The 15,065-nt window shown below is 71.2% G+C and carries 11 protein-coding genes and 1 tRNA gene; 5 read left to right on the top strand and 7 right to left on the bottom strand.

What is annotated here, in order from left to right:
* Positions 1-50 precede the first annotated feature (50 nt).
* Complete coding sequence (locus TsocGM_RS13535; RefSeq protein WP_199756781.1) at positions 51-1,484, bottom strand: TrkH family potassium uptake protein; 1,434 nt, start codon at positions 1,482-1,484, stop codon at positions 51-53.
* Positions 1,485-1,608: 124 nt separating this feature from the next.
* Positions 1,609-2,631 (bottom strand): isocitrate/isopropylmalate family dehydrogenase, encoded by a 1,023-nt coding sequence (locus TsocGM_RS13530; RefSeq protein WP_126725977.1) that lies wholly within the window; start codon positions 2,629-2,631, stop codon positions 1,609-1,611.
* Between the two features lie 248 nt (positions 2,632-2,879).
* Here TsocGM_RS13530 and TsocGM_RS13525 point away from each other — a divergent pair, with 248 nt between their 5' ends.
* The 3 genes from TsocGM_RS13525 to TsocGM_RS13515 all read left to right on the top strand — a co-directional run bounded on the left by TsocGM_RS13525 (position 2,880) and on the right by TsocGM_RS13515 (position 7,093).
* A complete protein-coding gene (locus TsocGM_RS13525; protein WP_126725975.1) occupies positions 2,880-4,877 on the top strand; it encodes a tetratricopeptide repeat protein in 1,998 nt (665 codons plus the stop codon).
* A gap of 243 nt (positions 4,878-5,120) precedes the next feature.
* Entirely contained in the window at positions 5,121-5,690 is a 570-nt protein-coding gene (locus TsocGM_RS13520) for a hypothetical protein (RefSeq protein ID WP_126725974.1), read from the top strand.
* Positions 5,691-6,157: 467 nt separating this feature from the next.
* Positions 6,158-7,093, top strand: a complete 936-nt coding sequence (locus tag TsocGM_RS13515; RefSeq protein ID WP_233578855.1) for a diacylglycerol/lipid kinase family protein — start codon at positions 6,158-6,160, stop codon at positions 7,091-7,093.
* 144 nt (positions 7,094-7,237) lie between these two features.
* Here the strand turns inward: TsocGM_RS13515 and TsocGM_RS13510 are convergent, their stop codons facing one another.
* From TsocGM_RS13510 to TsocGM_RS13500, 3 genes are all read right to left on the bottom strand, one after another.
* On the bottom strand, positions 7,238-8,515 hold the full coding sequence (locus tag TsocGM_RS13510) for a hypothetical protein (RefSeq protein ID WP_126725971.1): 1,278 nt from the start codon (positions 8,513-8,515) through the stop codon (positions 7,238-7,240).
* 85 nt (positions 8,516-8,600) lie between these two features.
* The gene (locus TsocGM_RS13505; protein ID WP_126725969.1) at positions 8,601-9,515 is read right to left on the bottom strand and encodes a CHAD domain-containing protein; all 915 of its coding nucleotides are present in this window, start codon (positions 9,513-9,515) and stop codon (positions 8,601-8,603) included.
* 93 nt (positions 9,516-9,608) lie between these two features.
* Entirely contained in the window at positions 9,609-10,409 is an 801-nt protein-coding gene (locus TsocGM_RS13500) for an alpha/beta fold hydrolase (RefSeq protein WP_126725967.1), read from the bottom strand.
* 219 nt (positions 10,410-10,628) lie between these two features.
* Between TsocGM_RS13500 and TsocGM_RS13495 the strand changes: the two genes are divergently transcribed.
* Positions 10,629-10,701 (top strand) — tRNA-Glu (locus TsocGM_RS13495).
* Positions 10,702-10,988: 287 nt separating this feature from the next.
* Here TsocGM_RS13495 and TsocGM_RS13490 read toward each other — a convergent pair.
* Positions 10,989-11,240 carry a hypothetical protein gene (locus TsocGM_RS13490; RefSeq protein WP_126725965.1) on the bottom strand — a complete coding sequence of 84 codons (252 nt, stop codon included), beginning with the start codon at positions 11,238-11,240 and terminating at the stop codon, positions 10,989-10,991.
* A gap of 666 nt (positions 11,241-11,906) precedes the next feature.
* On the opposite strand from TsocGM_RS13490, the gene TsocGM_RS13485 reads away from it, so the two are divergent.
* Entirely contained in the window at positions 11,907-13,349 is a 1,443-nt protein-coding gene (locus TsocGM_RS13485; RefSeq protein WP_158633542.1) for a LamG-like jellyroll fold domain-containing protein, read from the top strand.
* 27 nt (positions 13,350-13,376) lie between these two features.
* On the opposite strand, the gene proC is transcribed toward TsocGM_RS13485, so the two are convergent.
* Positions 13,377-14,228, bottom strand: a complete 852-nt coding sequence (proC, locus tag TsocGM_RS13480) for a pyrroline-5-carboxylate reductase (protein WP_126725961.1) — start codon at positions 14,226-14,228, stop codon at positions 13,377-13,379.
* Positions 14,229-15,065 lie beyond the last annotated feature (837 nt).

Genomic DNA, 15,065 nt, shown 5'->3' with positions numbered 1-15,065 from the left:
GGGCTCCTCGGGGGTGATCGGGGGCGTCCTCGGAGGCGACCCGACTCCCATTATCCGATAACCACATCTTCCTGGGCGTACCGGAACTCTCCCAGCGGCCGGTACGCCGCCACGGTGAGCGCCGAGGCGACGGTCGGCAGCCCGACGCGCCCCAGGAACATCAGGACCACCATTACCAGCTTGCCGAAGGCGCCCAGCCCCGGCGTCGTGTCCCGGCTCAGCCCGACGGTGTCGAACGCGCTGACGGATTCGAACATGTAGTCGAGGAAGCGGTCCGGCGAGCTGCCCTCGCTGATCACGACGAGCAGGATGCACCCGGTGACCAGCGCGAAGCCCAGCACGATCAGCCCGACGGCGCGCTGGATTGTCTCCTCGGGGACCGTCCGCTTGAGGAAGCTGGTGACGCCCTGACCTCGAATCCGGGACCAGGCCAGCAGTCCGGGGAGGGCCACCGTGGTGACCTTCAGCCCGCCGGCCGTCGAGCCGGGGGCGCCGCCGATGAACATCAGCAGGATGGTCAGGAAATTGGCGCCGACGGTCGCCTGCACGTAGTTGATGTTGTTGAAGCCGGCCGTCCTGGGCGTGACGCTCATGAACAGCGCGTTGATCAGCTTCGCCCCGGTCGACATGCCGGAGAGCGTGTTGCCCCACTCCAGCAGGGCGAAGAACAGCCAGCCGGAGAGCACCAGCAGGGCCGTCATCACCAGCACGATCTTCGAGTGCAGCGACATCCGGAATCCCCTCCGGGCGCGCCGGGCCTTGACGAACGTATACATCTCTTCCAGCGTTAGGAACCCGAGCCCGCCGACGACGATCAGCCCCATAATCGTCACCAGGGTCAGGGGCCAGGTCTGGAAGCGGACCATCGAGTCGCTGAACGTCGAGAATCCCGCGTTGCAGAAGGCGCTGACCGAGTGGAACGCCGCGTGGCCGACCCCTCGGATCGGCCCGAACCGGGGCACCCAGAGCGCCGCCAGGACCAGGAAGCCGATGAGCTCGAACCCGAGCGTGAAGAGGATCACGTGCCGCGTCAGGCCCCGGTAGTCGATCGTCGGCACCGCCTCTCGCGTCCCCGAGGTGATCGCTTCCTGCCTCAGCGACGGCCGGCCGCCCATCGCCGCGATCAGCACCGTGGTGAAGGTGATGATTCCCAGCCCCCCGACCTGGATCAGCAGCAGCAGCCAGAGCTTTCCCCAGATCGAGAAGTAGGTCGCCGTATCGACGACGATCAGGCCGGTGACGCACACGGCGCTGGTGGCCGTGAACAGCGCGTCGACGATCCCCAGCGGCCGGTTCTCCCCGGCGTAGAAGAAGGGGACGAACCGCAGGCCGAGTGCGCCGATGAGGATCAGCGCGGCGAAGCTGCCCAGAAACAGCCACTCGGGAGTGATCTGCTCCCAGGCGTCCCGCACCGACGCTTTCCTCGTGCGCGCGGCGGAATCGAGCTCCCACTTGTAGATACGCCGCCGTCTGACGGGGCTCACGGTCTCGGGTCCTCCGGCGGGGGCCGGGAGAGGGAGGGGGAGGGGGGAAGGTCGGCCCCCCCGATCCGGGGGGGGGCGGAGGGCCGGTCGAACCGGGAGAGGCGGGGCTCACGTCCCGATCCCGCTAGCCGAGCCGGGCCGCCACCTCGGCCGCGACCGCCGCGGTGAACGTCTTCGTCGACTCCGAGCCGCCGAGGTCCTTCGTCCGCACCCCCCGGCGGAGCAGGTCGAGCGTGCCGTCCTTGACGGCCTTGCCCACCCGGATCTCGCCGAGCTGGTAGAGCAGCATCGACAGGGCCAGGAAGATCGCGGTTGGGTTCGCCAGCCCCTTGCCCGCGATGTCCGGCGCCGTGCCGTGCGCCGCGTCGAACAGCGCCACGCGGACCACGGCCGAGGCGTCGAACGCCAGGTTCGCGCTGGCGCCGATGCCCAGCGACCCGGCCAGCCCGCAGGCCATGTCCGAGAGGAAGTCGCCGTACTCGTTGAGCACCAGGATCACCTGGAACAATTCCGGCTTCATGATGATCTTCGCCAGCAGGGCGTCGAACAGCTCGGCGTGGTGCGGCACCTCCGGGTACTCGGCCGCCACCGAGTCGGCGACCGACTGGAACAGCCCGTCGGTCGCCTTCTGGATGGTGTACTTCGACGCGCTGGTGACGTTCTTGCCGGTTTTCCTCGCCAGGTTGAAGGCGTATCGCGCCGCCTCCAGGACCGGCTGCCGCTCGACGATCCGGAGGCTGACGGCGCCGCTGTCGCCGATCATCCGGCCGGGGTCGTCGTAGGTGCCGCCGGTGGCGATCCGGATGATGTCCACGTCCAGCTCGGGGCGGAAGTTCGTCGGCACGCCGGGGATCGTGTACACCGGCCGGTGGATGACCGACAGGTTCAGCCTTCTGCGGAGGACCTGATTGGGGCTCTCCTCGGCGGTGATCGTCGGGTGCTTCAGGGCGACCTTGTTGGCCTCGATCGAGGCGACGGCCTCGTCATAGATCGCCCCCTTGCGCGCCCGGCGGTTCTCCAGCGACAGGTCGACCGGCTCGAAGCGCAGGTCGATTGGCAGGGCCTCGCTCAGGGCGTGGACGGCCTCCGAGAGCTCGGCGCCGATGCCGTCCCCCAACAGCTCGGTGACCTTGTACGACGGTCGCATCGATCGACGGATCCCCGCCCGGCCCGGCCCGCCGCGCCGGGCGGACGCCCCCGGGCCGCGACACCGCGCGACGACTCTCCCCGGATTGTAGGGAACCGCCCGGCGCGGCGTCAAACCGCTGCCAGCTCCCCATTCTCCCTCAATCGGGCCTCCCATCGGCTCGACCCCGGGCCGGGGATCGTTGTAAAACGGAGGAGTGGGCGCGAGGGTGTCGACGCACATTGGCCCGAGGAGGATCGAGGCCCCGGATGGACCGACCGGATCGCCAGCAGCCCGGCGCCGCCCGATGGCTTTACCGGGCCTTGACCACCGCCCTCGGGCTGATGATGCTCCTCTCCGTCTGGCTGATCGCCCGGCCCTCCCCTCGGCCGGCCGGCCCGGACCGGGGCCCCGGGGAACGAGCGTCATCCCTCGCCCCGACCTCGGGCGCCCCGGCAGTCGACGGGGAGGCTCCGGCGCCGATCGCCGGGGCGGAGCGATTCCCGAACACCGCTCCGGGTGTCTCCTTCGTCGGCGACTCGGCCTGCGTCGGTTGCCATGACGAGATCGGGCGCTCCTATGCCGAGCACCCGATGGGCCGCTCGCTCGCTCCCATCGGCTCGCCGCCCGGAGACGGCTCCGGCTGGCCCACCGAGGCCGCCTTCGAGGCCGCCGGGCTGCACTATGCCGTCTCCCTCCGAGACGGCGCCCTCGTCCACTCCGAGACGGTCCGGGATCCCTCCGGCGTCTCCCTGGCCCGGGCCGAGGTCGAGGTTTCCTACGCGCTGGGCTCGGGCACTCGGGGCGTCTCCTTCCTGATCGAGCGGGGGGACGGCTTCCTGTACCAGTCTCCCATCTCCTGGTACGCGCAGGAGGGCCGATACGACCTGGCCCCCGGCTACCGCCGGAGCAACGCGCACTTCGAGCGCCCCATCCCGGCCGACTGCCTCTTCTGCCACGCCGGGAGGGTGCAGCCGGTCGACGGCCCGGTCAACCGTTACGGTCCTCCGGCCTTCCTCGACCTGGCGATCAGCTGCGAGCGTTGCCACGGTCCGGGGAGGTTGCACGTCGACTCCCTCGGCCTGGAGGACGACGACGGCCATCCCACGATCGTCAACCCCTCGGACCTGGAGCCCCCGCTGCGAGAGGCCGTCTGCCAGCAGTGCCATCTTGGCGGCGAGGTCCGGGTCGCCCGCCTCGGCCGGTCGCCAATCGACTACCGCCCCGGGCTGCCGCTGGAGGCGTTCCTGGCCGCCTTCGTGCGAGACTCCTCGCAGGCCGATTCCGGCCCGGCCCACGAGGCCGTCGGCCACACCGAGCAGATGGTTCGCTCCCGCTGTTACCTCGGCAGCGGAGGGCAGCTCGGCTGCACCTCCTGTCACGACCCGCACCGCCGGCCCGATCCGGCCGACCGCGTCGCCTTCTACCGATCACGCTGCCTCGACTGCCACGGCGACCCCTCCTCCTGCTCCCTCGACGAGGCCGACCGCCTGGCTCGAAGCCCCGAGGACGACTGCACCTCCTGCCACATGCCTCCCGCCTCTCTGGGCGACATCGCCCACACGGCGCAAACGCTGCACACGATCCCCCGACAGGTCGCCCCCTCCCCGCCCCCCCCCGCTCCCGCTCCCAGGAGGTCCGACCGGACCCGGCTCGTCGCCTTCCACTCGGGGGGGGAGCACGCCCCCACCCCCCGAGATCGAGGCATCGCCCTAGCCCGGTTCGCCCGGGAGAAGGCGGCCCCGGCCGAGGCCCCCGCCCTGGCCCGGGAGGCGGTCGCGGTGCTCGGGACGGCGCTGACCTCCCGGCCAGACGACCCCGACGCCTGGGAAGCCCTGGCACTGGCCTACCAGGTCCTCGACCGCCCGGTCGAGGCGCTCCGGGCACTCGAACGAGGGATCGCCCGGCACCCCTCCGAGACGGCCCTCGACGCCGCCTGCCTGCTCAATGCCCGCCTCGGCCGGTTCGACCAGGCCTCGGCGCTGCTCGACCAGGTCCTCGACCTGAACCCGACCCGGTCGGATTATCACTTCCAACACGCCCAGCTTCTCGCCGGCCTCGGCCGGTTCGCCGAAGCCGCCGACGCCTGCCGGGAAGCCCTCCGCCTGGCCCCGACCGACCTCGACGCCCGGATCCTCCTCTCCCAGCTCCTCAACGAGCTGGGGATCTCCGCCGACGCCGACGCCGACGCCGACGCCGACGCCGACGCCGCCACCAACGCCGACGCCGACGGCAACGGGGACGCCGATCCCGGCCCGGGAGGGTGAGCTGTGCCCCTTCACTCGGGGGATGAGCCGCGACGATCGTACCGATCACTCCGAGCGGAGCGTGCGCGCGTGCATTTCCGGCGCCTTGGCACACCCTCGGAAGCGGGGGTATAATCGCTCGTTATCTCGCGTCGACGGGACGATCGGGAACCCGGGGCCCTCGCGGCCTGGCCCTCGGCGACGAGCCTTCACGTCTCGCCCTAGAGCGCGTCGGTCGCCCATCGACCCACACGGAGAGGTCCGATGTCCACCGCCGGGAAAGTCCTCTCGGTCCTGGTCGCCCTGATGGTGCTGGTCTCGATCTACCTGCTGTCGATGGTTTCCCAGCTCAACCGGAGTTGGGGGAGCCGCATCGAGACGGTCGCCCAGCAGAACGAGCAGGCCGCCGAGCAAATCCGCCAGACCGAAGCCGAGGCATTCGCGACCGAACAGCAGGTCCTCGCCGAGCGCCTCGCCACCGCCGCTCGAGCCCGGTCGCTGCGCACGACCATCGAGGACCGCGACAACCGCCTCAGCGCCCTGAAGGAGACGCAGCTCCGCTTCCAGCTCAGTCTCCAGGACAACCAGGCTCTCGCCGCCGAGATGCGGGAGACCATCGCCGATCGTGAGCAGGTCCAGGCCGACCTCTCCGCCCGGCTGGCCGAGGCGAACGAGCTCCGCGACCGCCTGGCCGCCGAGAACGCGGCGAAGCTCGACCGTCTGCAATCGCTCCGCTCCCGGCTCACGGAACTGCTCGCCGAGAACGACCAGCTTCTCCGCCGCGTCTCCCGAGGTGCCTCCTCCGACGACTCCCCTGCCGAGAACACCGAGTGATCCCCAGGCCGATCGGGGAACGTGCCACCTCGGTCGAATCAAGCCGGAGCGCCGGGCAAGACCTGCTCGGCGCTCCTTCGAGATTCGTCGAGATCGAGCCCGGCCCCTCGACTCCCCGATCCTGCTGGCGACGCCGCTTCCCCGTTGCGTTCTCGTCCCTGATCCCGGAGCCCTGTCCTCCCCGCTTCCCGATCCTGCTGGCGACGTCGTCGCCCCGTTGTGCTCTCTGAGCCTTCCTGCTCTCTGAGCCTTGTTCTCTCCGTTCCGAGATCCTGGCCAATCGCCCCCGTCGACCGTCCGGTCTGGGCGCCTCCGGCCTCCCCTTGAGCCCCCCTCCCGAAGCGATAGGATCGGCCCGATCGATGGTCGAGGATGGACCACCCCCGAGACACCCTGACCCCGGGTCGATCGTCCCCGAAGGTCGGTTGCTGTCGGAGGCCGACCGCCCCCCCCCGGGAATCCCCTGGGTGGGGGTGATCGCCAATGCGAATTCCGGCATCGGCGCGGGCGTCCGCAGGGTCAATCGCCTCGTTCGGGCCCTGGAACGCCGGGGAATCGCGTCAGTCGTCGGCTGGACCCCGGACGATCGGGAGGCGCTGGTCCGTCAGGCCGGGCCGGGCTCGGGCTGTCGGTCCCTCGTGGCGGTCGGCGGCGACGGCACCGTGGGGGCGCTGCTGAACGATCGCCCAGCAGTGCCCATCACCGTCCTTCCGGCCGGCACCGAGAACCTCTTCGCCCGGCACTTTGGAATTCCCGGCGACCCCGAGCGGGTCGCCGAGCTGATCGCCGAGGGCCGCGCCCTGCCGCTCGACCTGGGCGAGGCCAGGGGGAGGCGGTTCGCCCTGATGGCTGGCGTCGGCTTCGACGCCGAGGTCGTCACACGGCACCACCTGGCCCGGCTCGGCCGGGCGAGACGAGTCCGTCCCACCAGCCGGGTCGCGTATGTCGAGCCCGTGCTGCGCGCGAGCTTCGGCTACGGGTTCCCTCCCCTGTCGATCCGGGTCGAGGACCCCGGGCCCCCCGAACTGCTCTCCGGCTCGATCGCGATCGTCTTCAACCTCCCCCGCTACGCCCTCGGCCTGCCCATCGCCCCCGAGGCCCGGGAGGACGACGGCCTGCTCGACCTCGTCGTCTTCCGGGATCCCGGCCCGATGGCCGCACTCCATTACCTCTGGCTCGTCTTCCGGGGACGCCACCTCGGCCGGCCCGACGTCTGGCACCGTCGCATCCGGCGCATCTCGGTGTCGGCCGAGGTCCCGGTCCCCGTCCAGCTCGACGGCGACCCCGGCGGTGTCATCGACCCCGACGCCCCCGATCCCTGGACCGTCCGGGTCCTCCCCCGGGCCTCCTCGGTCATCGTCCCCCGTTCCTACGGCGCATCGAGGCCGAAGGTCGCCTCCTGACCGCCGATCACCGCCCCATCATCACGAGGAAGGTGCCTCGGCAACCGGCGTCGGGGCAGATCCCTGGCGGAGCCGGCGCCAGGCCGGCGGTGTTCGAGGCCGGCGCCCCTTCGATCGATCTGCCGGACGACGTGCTCCTCGACCTCAGCCCGATCCCCGAGTCGAGGACGGGTGGGCGTTGAGGGTGAATCCATCGGCCAGCCGCCGGATGGCCTCAAGGCCGATCGCCTCGGATCGCGTCCGGCGGCCGGAGAACCGGGAGGCCCTCCCCCAGGCGATCGCCCGCACCGAGCCGGCCATCCCGGGCCGAGAGGCCAGCGCCTCGGCCACGCCGACCGCCGCCCGGGCCTGCGGATACGGCGGGGTGCCGCGCTCGGCCCGGCTCCACGAGGTCAGGTCGAGCTGTCGCCAGGGGTCCCCCAGCCGGGAGGGGCGGAGGTGCCTCCGGATGGATGCGGGCAGGTCCCCCAGGGCGTCCGATCGCACCGACACATAAACCCGTTCCGCGTGGCTCGCGTACAGGGCGAACGACGGCCAGGAATCCCATCTCCCCCACCGCTCCGCCAGCGGCAGGACGACCGCCAGCCCGAAGACGCCCGAGATCGCCCACCCCCATCGCGGCATCGGCTCCATCGCCGAGACCTCCCGGCCCAGCCCGGTCCGGCCGAAGAGAATCACGCCCTCGACGATCAAGGAGGCGTTCCAGACAACCACGATCGTGCTGTGGTCCAGCCCCCAGGGGCCGAGAATCATGATGAGCGTCGCGTGCATCAGCACCGCGCCGACCAGCGCGAACGGCCGGGTGGCCCGAATCGCCAGCCCGACACCGACGAGCAGCTCCCAAGCCGGCATCGCCAGGCTCGCCGCCGAGCGGAGCGGTCCCGGCCAGGACATCGGGTCGAGCCCCAGGGGACCGGCAAGCTGCGTCAGGAACGCCGGGCCGACCTCCCTGGCGAACGTCGCATCCAGCTTCGACAGCCCCGAATGGACGTACAACGCCACCAGCAAGACCCGGCAGAGCCCCAGGGCCCGGGCCCGGCGCAGCGCCCCGAGCGCCATCGCCATCAGTGCATACTGATACACCCAGGGCTGAAACCGATGCTGGTCCCCGGCCACCAGGTACGCCAAGGCCAGCGGTCCGGCCAGCAACCAGCGCCGACCCGCCATCCCCGCCACGATCGACCCGACCAGCACCGCCCCCAGCACGACGCGGAGCCAGCCCGGCTCCGGCAGCCCCGGCACGAACGGCACCCTCGGGAACTCCCCCCCCCGTCCGACCCAGAGCGGCCAGGACAGCCCGAGCATCGCCAGGGTCGCCCCCCCCAGCGCCACCCGGAAGGCCGCCTCCCGGAAGGTCGGGGGCTCTCCCTTCCCCTCGCCCTCGCCCTCGCCCTGTCCCCCTGCCGTCATCGTTCCCGACACGACCGGACGCCTCCGCTCCTTCCGATCCGGGGCGTTCCGGAGACCGAGCCGGAACCGCCGGATGCCCTGCCCGACCGAGCCGGACCTAGCCGCCCAGGATTTCCTCCCGGAGTGCCGAGTAGCAGGCGAGGGCCTCCTCGGCCTCCCGGCGCTGGTGATCGAGCAGCGCCCCGGCCGCCGACCGGAACGGGTCGTCGGCGGGAAGCGCGTCGGCGACCTCCCGGATGAAGGCGTCGGCGACGCTCGCGTCTTGCACGCAACCAAGCACCTCCTGGATCGCCTTCGCCTGCCTGGCGATCGCCAGACAGGCCCGGCCGGCGGCCTCGCGGCGGCCGAGCCAGTCGGCGGCCGAGTGGGCGGCGTATCGCGTCCGCTTCGCCCGCTTCCGAAGCTCGTGCAACGTCTCGATCGGCGAGTCCGCCGGCGAGTCCTTCAGGCGGTCGAGCAACCGCTTCCGGTCCCTCACCAGCCGGTCGACCAGCACCGAGGCCGCCTCCCTCCCCGCCGAGGGGCCGGGTGAGGGAGCCCTCGCCTCGGCGATGACCGCCTCCCGCAGCGCCAGGTAGCGTCGGCCGTCGATCGCCTCGGCCAGCGCCGCTCGGCTCGAGTCCTGCCGCCGGGCGATCTCCTCGAACAACGGGTCGCTCCGGGGAACCGCCCCGACCTCGACGGCCGCCGAGCGGAGGCGATCCGCCAGGACGTCGAGGTCCCGGACCGCGCCAAGCACGCCGGCCAGCCATCGCAGCTCCTCCTGGAGCGTCTGGGAGCGGTCCCGTTCCATCGCCGGCCCGAAGAAGCGCAAGTCCGAGCGCATCCGGCGCACCGAGGTGCGCATCTGGTGCACGTCCTCCGGCAGGAAGCGGCGAGCTCCCGGCTCGTGATCGAGCATCCGCAGCACATCGTCCGCCAGGGCCGCCTTCAACGCCAAGAGGACCGGCACCCGGGCCGAGGGCCCGGCCCTCCGGGCCGATTTCTTGGACAGGTTCACGGTCTTGCTCATCGAATCTTCACAGTTCGTCTGGGGAGGGACGAGGGATCGAGTCGGAAGCGCTCGCGGAAGGGAGAGGAGGCCGGAGCGGGGCCGATCAGCCGGTCAGAGGGTGTCGAGGAAGGCGTCGATGGCCGACCGGAAGGCCGCACCGGCCTCGATGTGCGGCAGGTGGCCGACCTCCGGCAGTTGCACCAGCCGGGCGCCGGGGATCAGCTCGGCCAGCTCGGCCGACTTCTCCGGCGGATTCACCAGGTCCCGAGACCCGACCAGAACCAGGGTCGGGCAGGAGATGTGGCCGAGCCGTCCTCGGGCCTCGTGCGAGCGGGCGGCTCGGGCCTGTCGGGCGTAGGAGTCGGCGTCCTGGGGGTATTCGTTGCGCTCGGCGAACCGGATCAGGCCCTCGACCTGCGCCGGGTGGTCGAAGAAGGCCGGGGCCACCAGCCAGGGGAGGACCAGCCGGGTGAACTCGGCCGGCTCGCACTTCGCCCTCAGGTCGATCCAGGATTGCAGCAGGACCTTCCGCCAGGTGTCGGCCCCGGCGTGAGAGGAGGCGAGCACCAACCCCCGAACCGCCCCCGGCCGGCGCATCGCCAGCTCCTGGGCGACAAGCCCCCCCATCGACTGCCCGACGACCACCGCCGGAGGCAGGCCGATCGCCTCGATCCAGCCGGCGGCGTCCTCGGCCAGGTCGGCGATGGTATAGTCCCCCTCGGCCCGGGAGCTGCGGCCCACGTCCCGGTGATCGAGCCCCAGCACCCGGTATCGCCGGGAGAAGTGGCGCATCGCCACCGCGAAGGCGCGATGGTCGCCTCCCAGTCCCGGGAGGAAGACCAAGGGAGGCCCATCCCGGGGCCCCTGGTCCTCGAAGTACAGGGTCTGGCCGTTGCTGGAGACATGCGGCATGGCTGGCCCGATCCGCCTCGACGCGGCGACGTCCCCCTGATCACTCGGGCGTCATCTGTTCGATTTTACCGAATCGCCGCATCATTCGGCGAGGGCTTCCCCCCTGCCTGCCATTCCCTCCCATTTTCGTCCCACCTCCGTCTTGCCGAGCGTGCTTCGCGACGCTAGAATCTCTTATGTCGTTCGAGCGACGAAAGCGTCGACGACACAACTCAAAATGCCCCCATCGTCTAGAGGCCTAGGATACATGGTTCTCAGCCATGGGACCGGGGTTCGAATCCCCGTGGGGGTGCTCTGAGGAGTTGAAGGCCACGCCGTCCGGCGTGGCCTTTTTTGTTTTCTGGCTTGGCCGATCGCGCCGCTCGCAACGCCCTCCATTACGCCGTCGACTCCCGATCTCGCGTTCTCGACGCCCGATCCCGGCTTGACGACTGACTGCCGATCCCTCTCGACTCCCTCGGCCCTCCCTCCCCGGAGGGCCGTCCCGGCCTTCAAGGGCCGGAAACGACCAAGGGGAGTGGCCAGGTTCTCCCGAGCGAGACTCCCCTCGCAGCTCCCCCCCGCGCCGGCCCCACCCGCTCAGAAGGCAACCTGATCCCCGAGGTTGATCGGCACAGAGCCGATCGCCTTCGCTCCGCCGAAGCGGCCGGCCTCCTGGTTGGTCGTCGTGTTGACGCCCGTCCCGATCCCCTCCGCCTGGACCGTCGGGCCGGCGGCCGTCGGGGACGCCGTCGCCCCGACGGAGTAGTCGACAGCCGGGACACTCGAGGCGCCCTGGGTCGCGGGGAAGGCATCCATCACCGGGGCGCCGGTCATCATTATCGCGCCCATGCCAGGAACGTTGGAGGAGGAGACCCGGCGCCTTCCAGAGGATCGACGCCCGGGACGATGCGGCGGGCCGGGGCCCGTCGGGCGGAGAACTGTCGGCGGGTCCGGTTCAGCATATTGAACACACGAGTGGACATAACAATCCTCTGCGCCAGAATCCCTGAAGTCTTCTCATCCCTCGCGGCCCGGCCGTCATGCCCGCCGCTCACCCTCTCGATCGCGGTCGCTGGCCGTTGTTGCGCGCCGATCGCGTTGTTCTCGGGAGGAGAACTCCGTCCGCCACCGAGGCCGAGGCCGGGGCCGGGGCCGACGAGACCGGCGACGAATCCGGGACGACGATCTCCGACTCGGCTCCCCGGCCGTCCCGCTTCGATCTCGGCCTCGGCACCGTCTTGGCGTCGACCAGGGAGCACGGCCGTCCCCGGCAACAGGAGTCGGGCGAGATGATCCACTCAGGTTTTTATGACCGTGACTCGGGATCGGCCCGATAGTTCGGTTGAGCAGAGGTCCGCGCCGGGATCGGGAGCGACCGGCGTCCTCGCGGGCCGGGCGACATCGCTGGGGCCGGAAGCGGGGCGGGCCTGGGGCACGATGCGCGTCTTTATCCCTGGTCGACCTCGTCGACCTCCCCTGCCCCGAGCGACTCGGCGGCCATCCGGATCGACTCCCGTGACCAATCGACGCCTCCCGTATTACTACCGGCCGATTCGCCCCCGGGCGACCTCCTCTGTCCCCCCGCTCACCCGAGAAACCGCCCCCGATCGGCTGCTCTGGCTGGATGGGAAGACGGGAGTGACCGCCCGGGGGGCGGCCGATTTCGACGGCGCCACGCAACAGCTGTCGGCCCCTTCCAACGCGGCCGTGCAAATCGGCGACGTCGATTGCTGGTGGGCCCTCTGGGTCCGGCTCGACGCCAAGTCCGTGGAGCGGGCCCTGCTCACCAAGTGGAGCGGCGCCCCGAATCGCGAATACCAAATCGCCTACAATCCCATCGCGGATCGACTCCGACTCGCGGTCACGTCCGATGGCGTCTCCTCGGCGGTCGAGGTCAGGGCCGACGCCTTCGGATCGCCCCCGACGGGGGTTTGGATGTTCCTGATGGCCTACCACGACGCGACCGCCGACCGCATCGGCATCTCGGTCAACGGGGGCGCCTTCGACACGACCGCGTTCTCCGGTGGCATCTGGATCGGGGCGGCGCCGCTGACGCTCGGTGCGTTTGGATCAGGAGCCGGCCGATTGGATGGCCAGCTGGATCAGGTCTGTCTGGGAAAGGCGCCGACCGGGGGAATCGGCTCGGCCGCCGCGACGATCCGGGACGCTCTGTACAACGGTGGTGCCGGCCTCCCCTACTCGGGGATCTCGGCGGCGCAGCGGGCGGCCTGGGGAATGGTCGCGGGCTGGACGCTCGACGAGCCCTCGGGCAACCGGAGAGACAGCATCGGGTCGACGACGCTGGTCGATACCGCCTCGACGCCGGGGGTCGATGGCATCGTGGGCAGTCCGGCGAACGAGGCCGACCCGGTTCGGGCTTGGACCGACCGGGTCGCCGGACGGATCTTCTCGGAGAACGCGGTCGCCTCCCGTCCGATCTATCGATCGGCCAGCTTCCTCAACCTCGACGGGGCCAACGACCGCCTCTCGCTTTCCCCGGGGCCGGTCGTCGGGAACCGCCCGGCCTTCACGATCGTGGCGAAGGTCCGGCTCGACGCTCTGCCGTCGGGCAGCCCGGCGGTGATCTACACCGAGGCCGACGCTTCAGGAGGTGTCGTCAACCGGCTGGCGGTCTCCCCGTCGGGAAACGTCGTGGCGTCGTATCGGGCCTCGGGGGAGCCCCTCGTCTCGGCCTCCTCGGCCGCCAGCCTGGCGACCGGCGTCGACGCCGTCGTCGCCGTCCGTCGAGACGGGACGGCCCTTCAGGTGTTCGTCAATGGCCTCCCCTCCGGGCCGGCGGCGACGATCGGAGCCGGCACGAGCCTGGCCGGAGCGACGGCTCGGGTGGGAGGACCGGTTGAGTCGGCCGGTTTCGTACCGCTCGGCGGCCGGATCTACGACCTCTTCGCGGTCGGCCGGGCGCTGACCGACGCCGAGGTCGCCCAGCTCTCGTCCTGAGCCGGCCGGGCCGGGGGGCCTCCAGGTTCAAGCCCGGGACGGGCCGTGACCGGGGGCCTCCTGGCCCAGTTCGGCCGATCGGAGCGCGGCGGCCTGCACGGCACCGATCAGCGCGGCGCGGAACGCGCCGCGCTCCAGGGCGTGCAGGCCGGCGATGGTCGTGCCGCCGGGGCTGGCGACCTGGTCCTTGAGCGCGCCGGGGTGCTCTCCAGTCGCCAGGACCATCCGGGCGGCGCCGAGTACCGTCTGAGCGGCAAGCTGAGTCGCCAGCTCCCGGGGAAGGCCGACGAGCACTCCGCCGTCGGAAAGGGCCTCGATCGCGGCGTAGACGAACGCCGGGCCGCTGCCGCAGAGGCCGGTGGCGGCATCCATGAGCGACTCGGGAACCCGACGGGCGATGCCGACCGAGCGAAGCAGGCGGAGCACCAGGGCCTCGTCGGCCTCGGTGACGCCGGGGCCGAGACAGTAGGCCGAGGCCCCCTCGCCAACCAGGGCCGGCGTGTTCGGCATCACCCGGACCAGCCGGGCACCCGTGCCGATCCCGGCCCCGAGCCTCGCCAGCGGCACCCCGGCGGCGACCGAGATCACCAGCTTGCCGGCCCCGCCGCCGTCCAGCCCCGCCAGCGCCTCGGTCATCGCTTGCGGCTTGACCGCCAGGACCAGGACGTCGCTGCCCAGGGCGACCTCGGCATTGGAGGGCGAGGTGGTCACGCCGTCGGCGGCCAGGGCGTTCCTGGCCTCGGGGCTCGGGTCGCTGGCCAGGATCGCCGACGGCGAGACCGAGCCGGCCCGGATCATCCCCCGAATCAGCGCCGAGGCCATCTTGCCCGCGCCGATGAAACCCCAGCGCGGCTCGGGGAGGGAGGACAGGGCGCTCATGGGGGCTCGGCTCCGGCAATCGGGATCGGGGGCGCTGGGAACGGTCGGAGGCCCATCCTACCATCCCCCGAGCCCGGTCGGGAGCCGGCTCGCCCAGCCTCCGATCGGGATCGAGGGGCGGCCCCACCGCGCTTTGCCGCAGCGACCGCGGCCCAGAACACGTTGACAAAACGAGATAAAACCAGAAGCGCAAGACATCGAACTCAGCTGAGCCGGCGGCGTCTCGGTCCTCCCGACGACCTCGGCGCTTCTGATCAGGCCGCGCCCTCCCGGCGGCGCACTCGGCGCCCGAGGTGCCGGGGCCCTCGCTCCGAGCCTCGTCTCCGGGAGCTGTCGGGAAGCCTCGCGCTGCCCGGCTTCCGGGTCATCCTGGAGCGGCATCGTCCCCCGGATCCGCCCGTTGCGATCGGCCCGTCATGCGTCCGTCTTCTCCCCTGATCCCACCCAACGAACGACGGATTCGGGCGTCCTTGGCGTCCGGCTCGGATCCGAAACGCGTGGCAGGAATTCCCGACCGGATCCGGCGCCGCGTGGTAAGCTCCCCGATGAGGAGCGGGGCCCAATTGCGTGCAAGGGCCGCCCCGGGCCCCCCGGTCCAAAACCCGGCGGGGGCGGTTCGGTTGGATCTCGGGAGGAAAACGTCCGCCGGCTCGCAGAGGAGCGAGTCGGTCTCGCGTTCGTCCTGCGCGCCGATCCTGGGCTTCGGATTCGGATGGCGATCTGATCTGATCCGACCCGGCCCGGGTCTCGCGTGAGGTCGGTTGGTCGAGAGGAGCACAGGGAGGGATCGGAAACACCAGGTCGCGACCACGGACGGAGATCGGGCGACGAAACTCT

The organism is Tautonia sociabilis (genome assembly GCF_003977685.1).
Taxonomy (GTDB): Bacteria; Planctomycetota; Planctomycetia; order Isosphaerales; family Isosphaeraceae; genus Tautonia; species Tautonia sociabilis.
Note: the sequence above shows the minus strand (reverse complement) of the source record. Positions and strands in the feature narration are given on the sequence as shown.

Coding starts and splice junctions, on each gene's coding strand:
- TsocGM_RS13505 (WP_126725969.1), bottom strand. CDS start 9,515: ATGAGCAAGACCGTGAACCTGTCCAAGAAATCGGCCCGGAGGGCCGGG.
- TsocGM_RS13500 (WP_126725967.1), bottom strand. CDS start 10,409: ATGCCGCATGTCTCCAGCAACGGCCAGACCCTGTACTTCGAGGACCAG.
- TsocGM_RS13520 (WP_126725974.1), top strand. CDS start 5,121: ATGTCCACCGCCGGGAAAGTCCTCTCGGTCCTGGTCGCCCTGATGGTG.
- proC (WP_126725961.1), bottom strand. CDS start 14,228: ATGAGCGCCCTGTCCTCCCTCCCCGAGCCGCGCTGGGGTTTCATCGGC.
- TsocGM_RS13530 (WP_126725977.1), bottom strand. CDS start 2,631: ATGCGACCGTCGTACAAGGTCACCGAGCTGTTGGGGGACGGCATCGGC.
- TsocGM_RS13490 (WP_126725965.1), bottom strand. CDS start 11,240: ATGGGCGCGATAATGATGACCGGCGCCCCGGTGATGGATGCCTTCCCC.
- TsocGM_RS13525 (WP_126725975.1), top strand. CDS start 2,880: ATGGACCGACCGGATCGCCAGCAGCCCGGCGCCGCCCGATGGCTTTAC.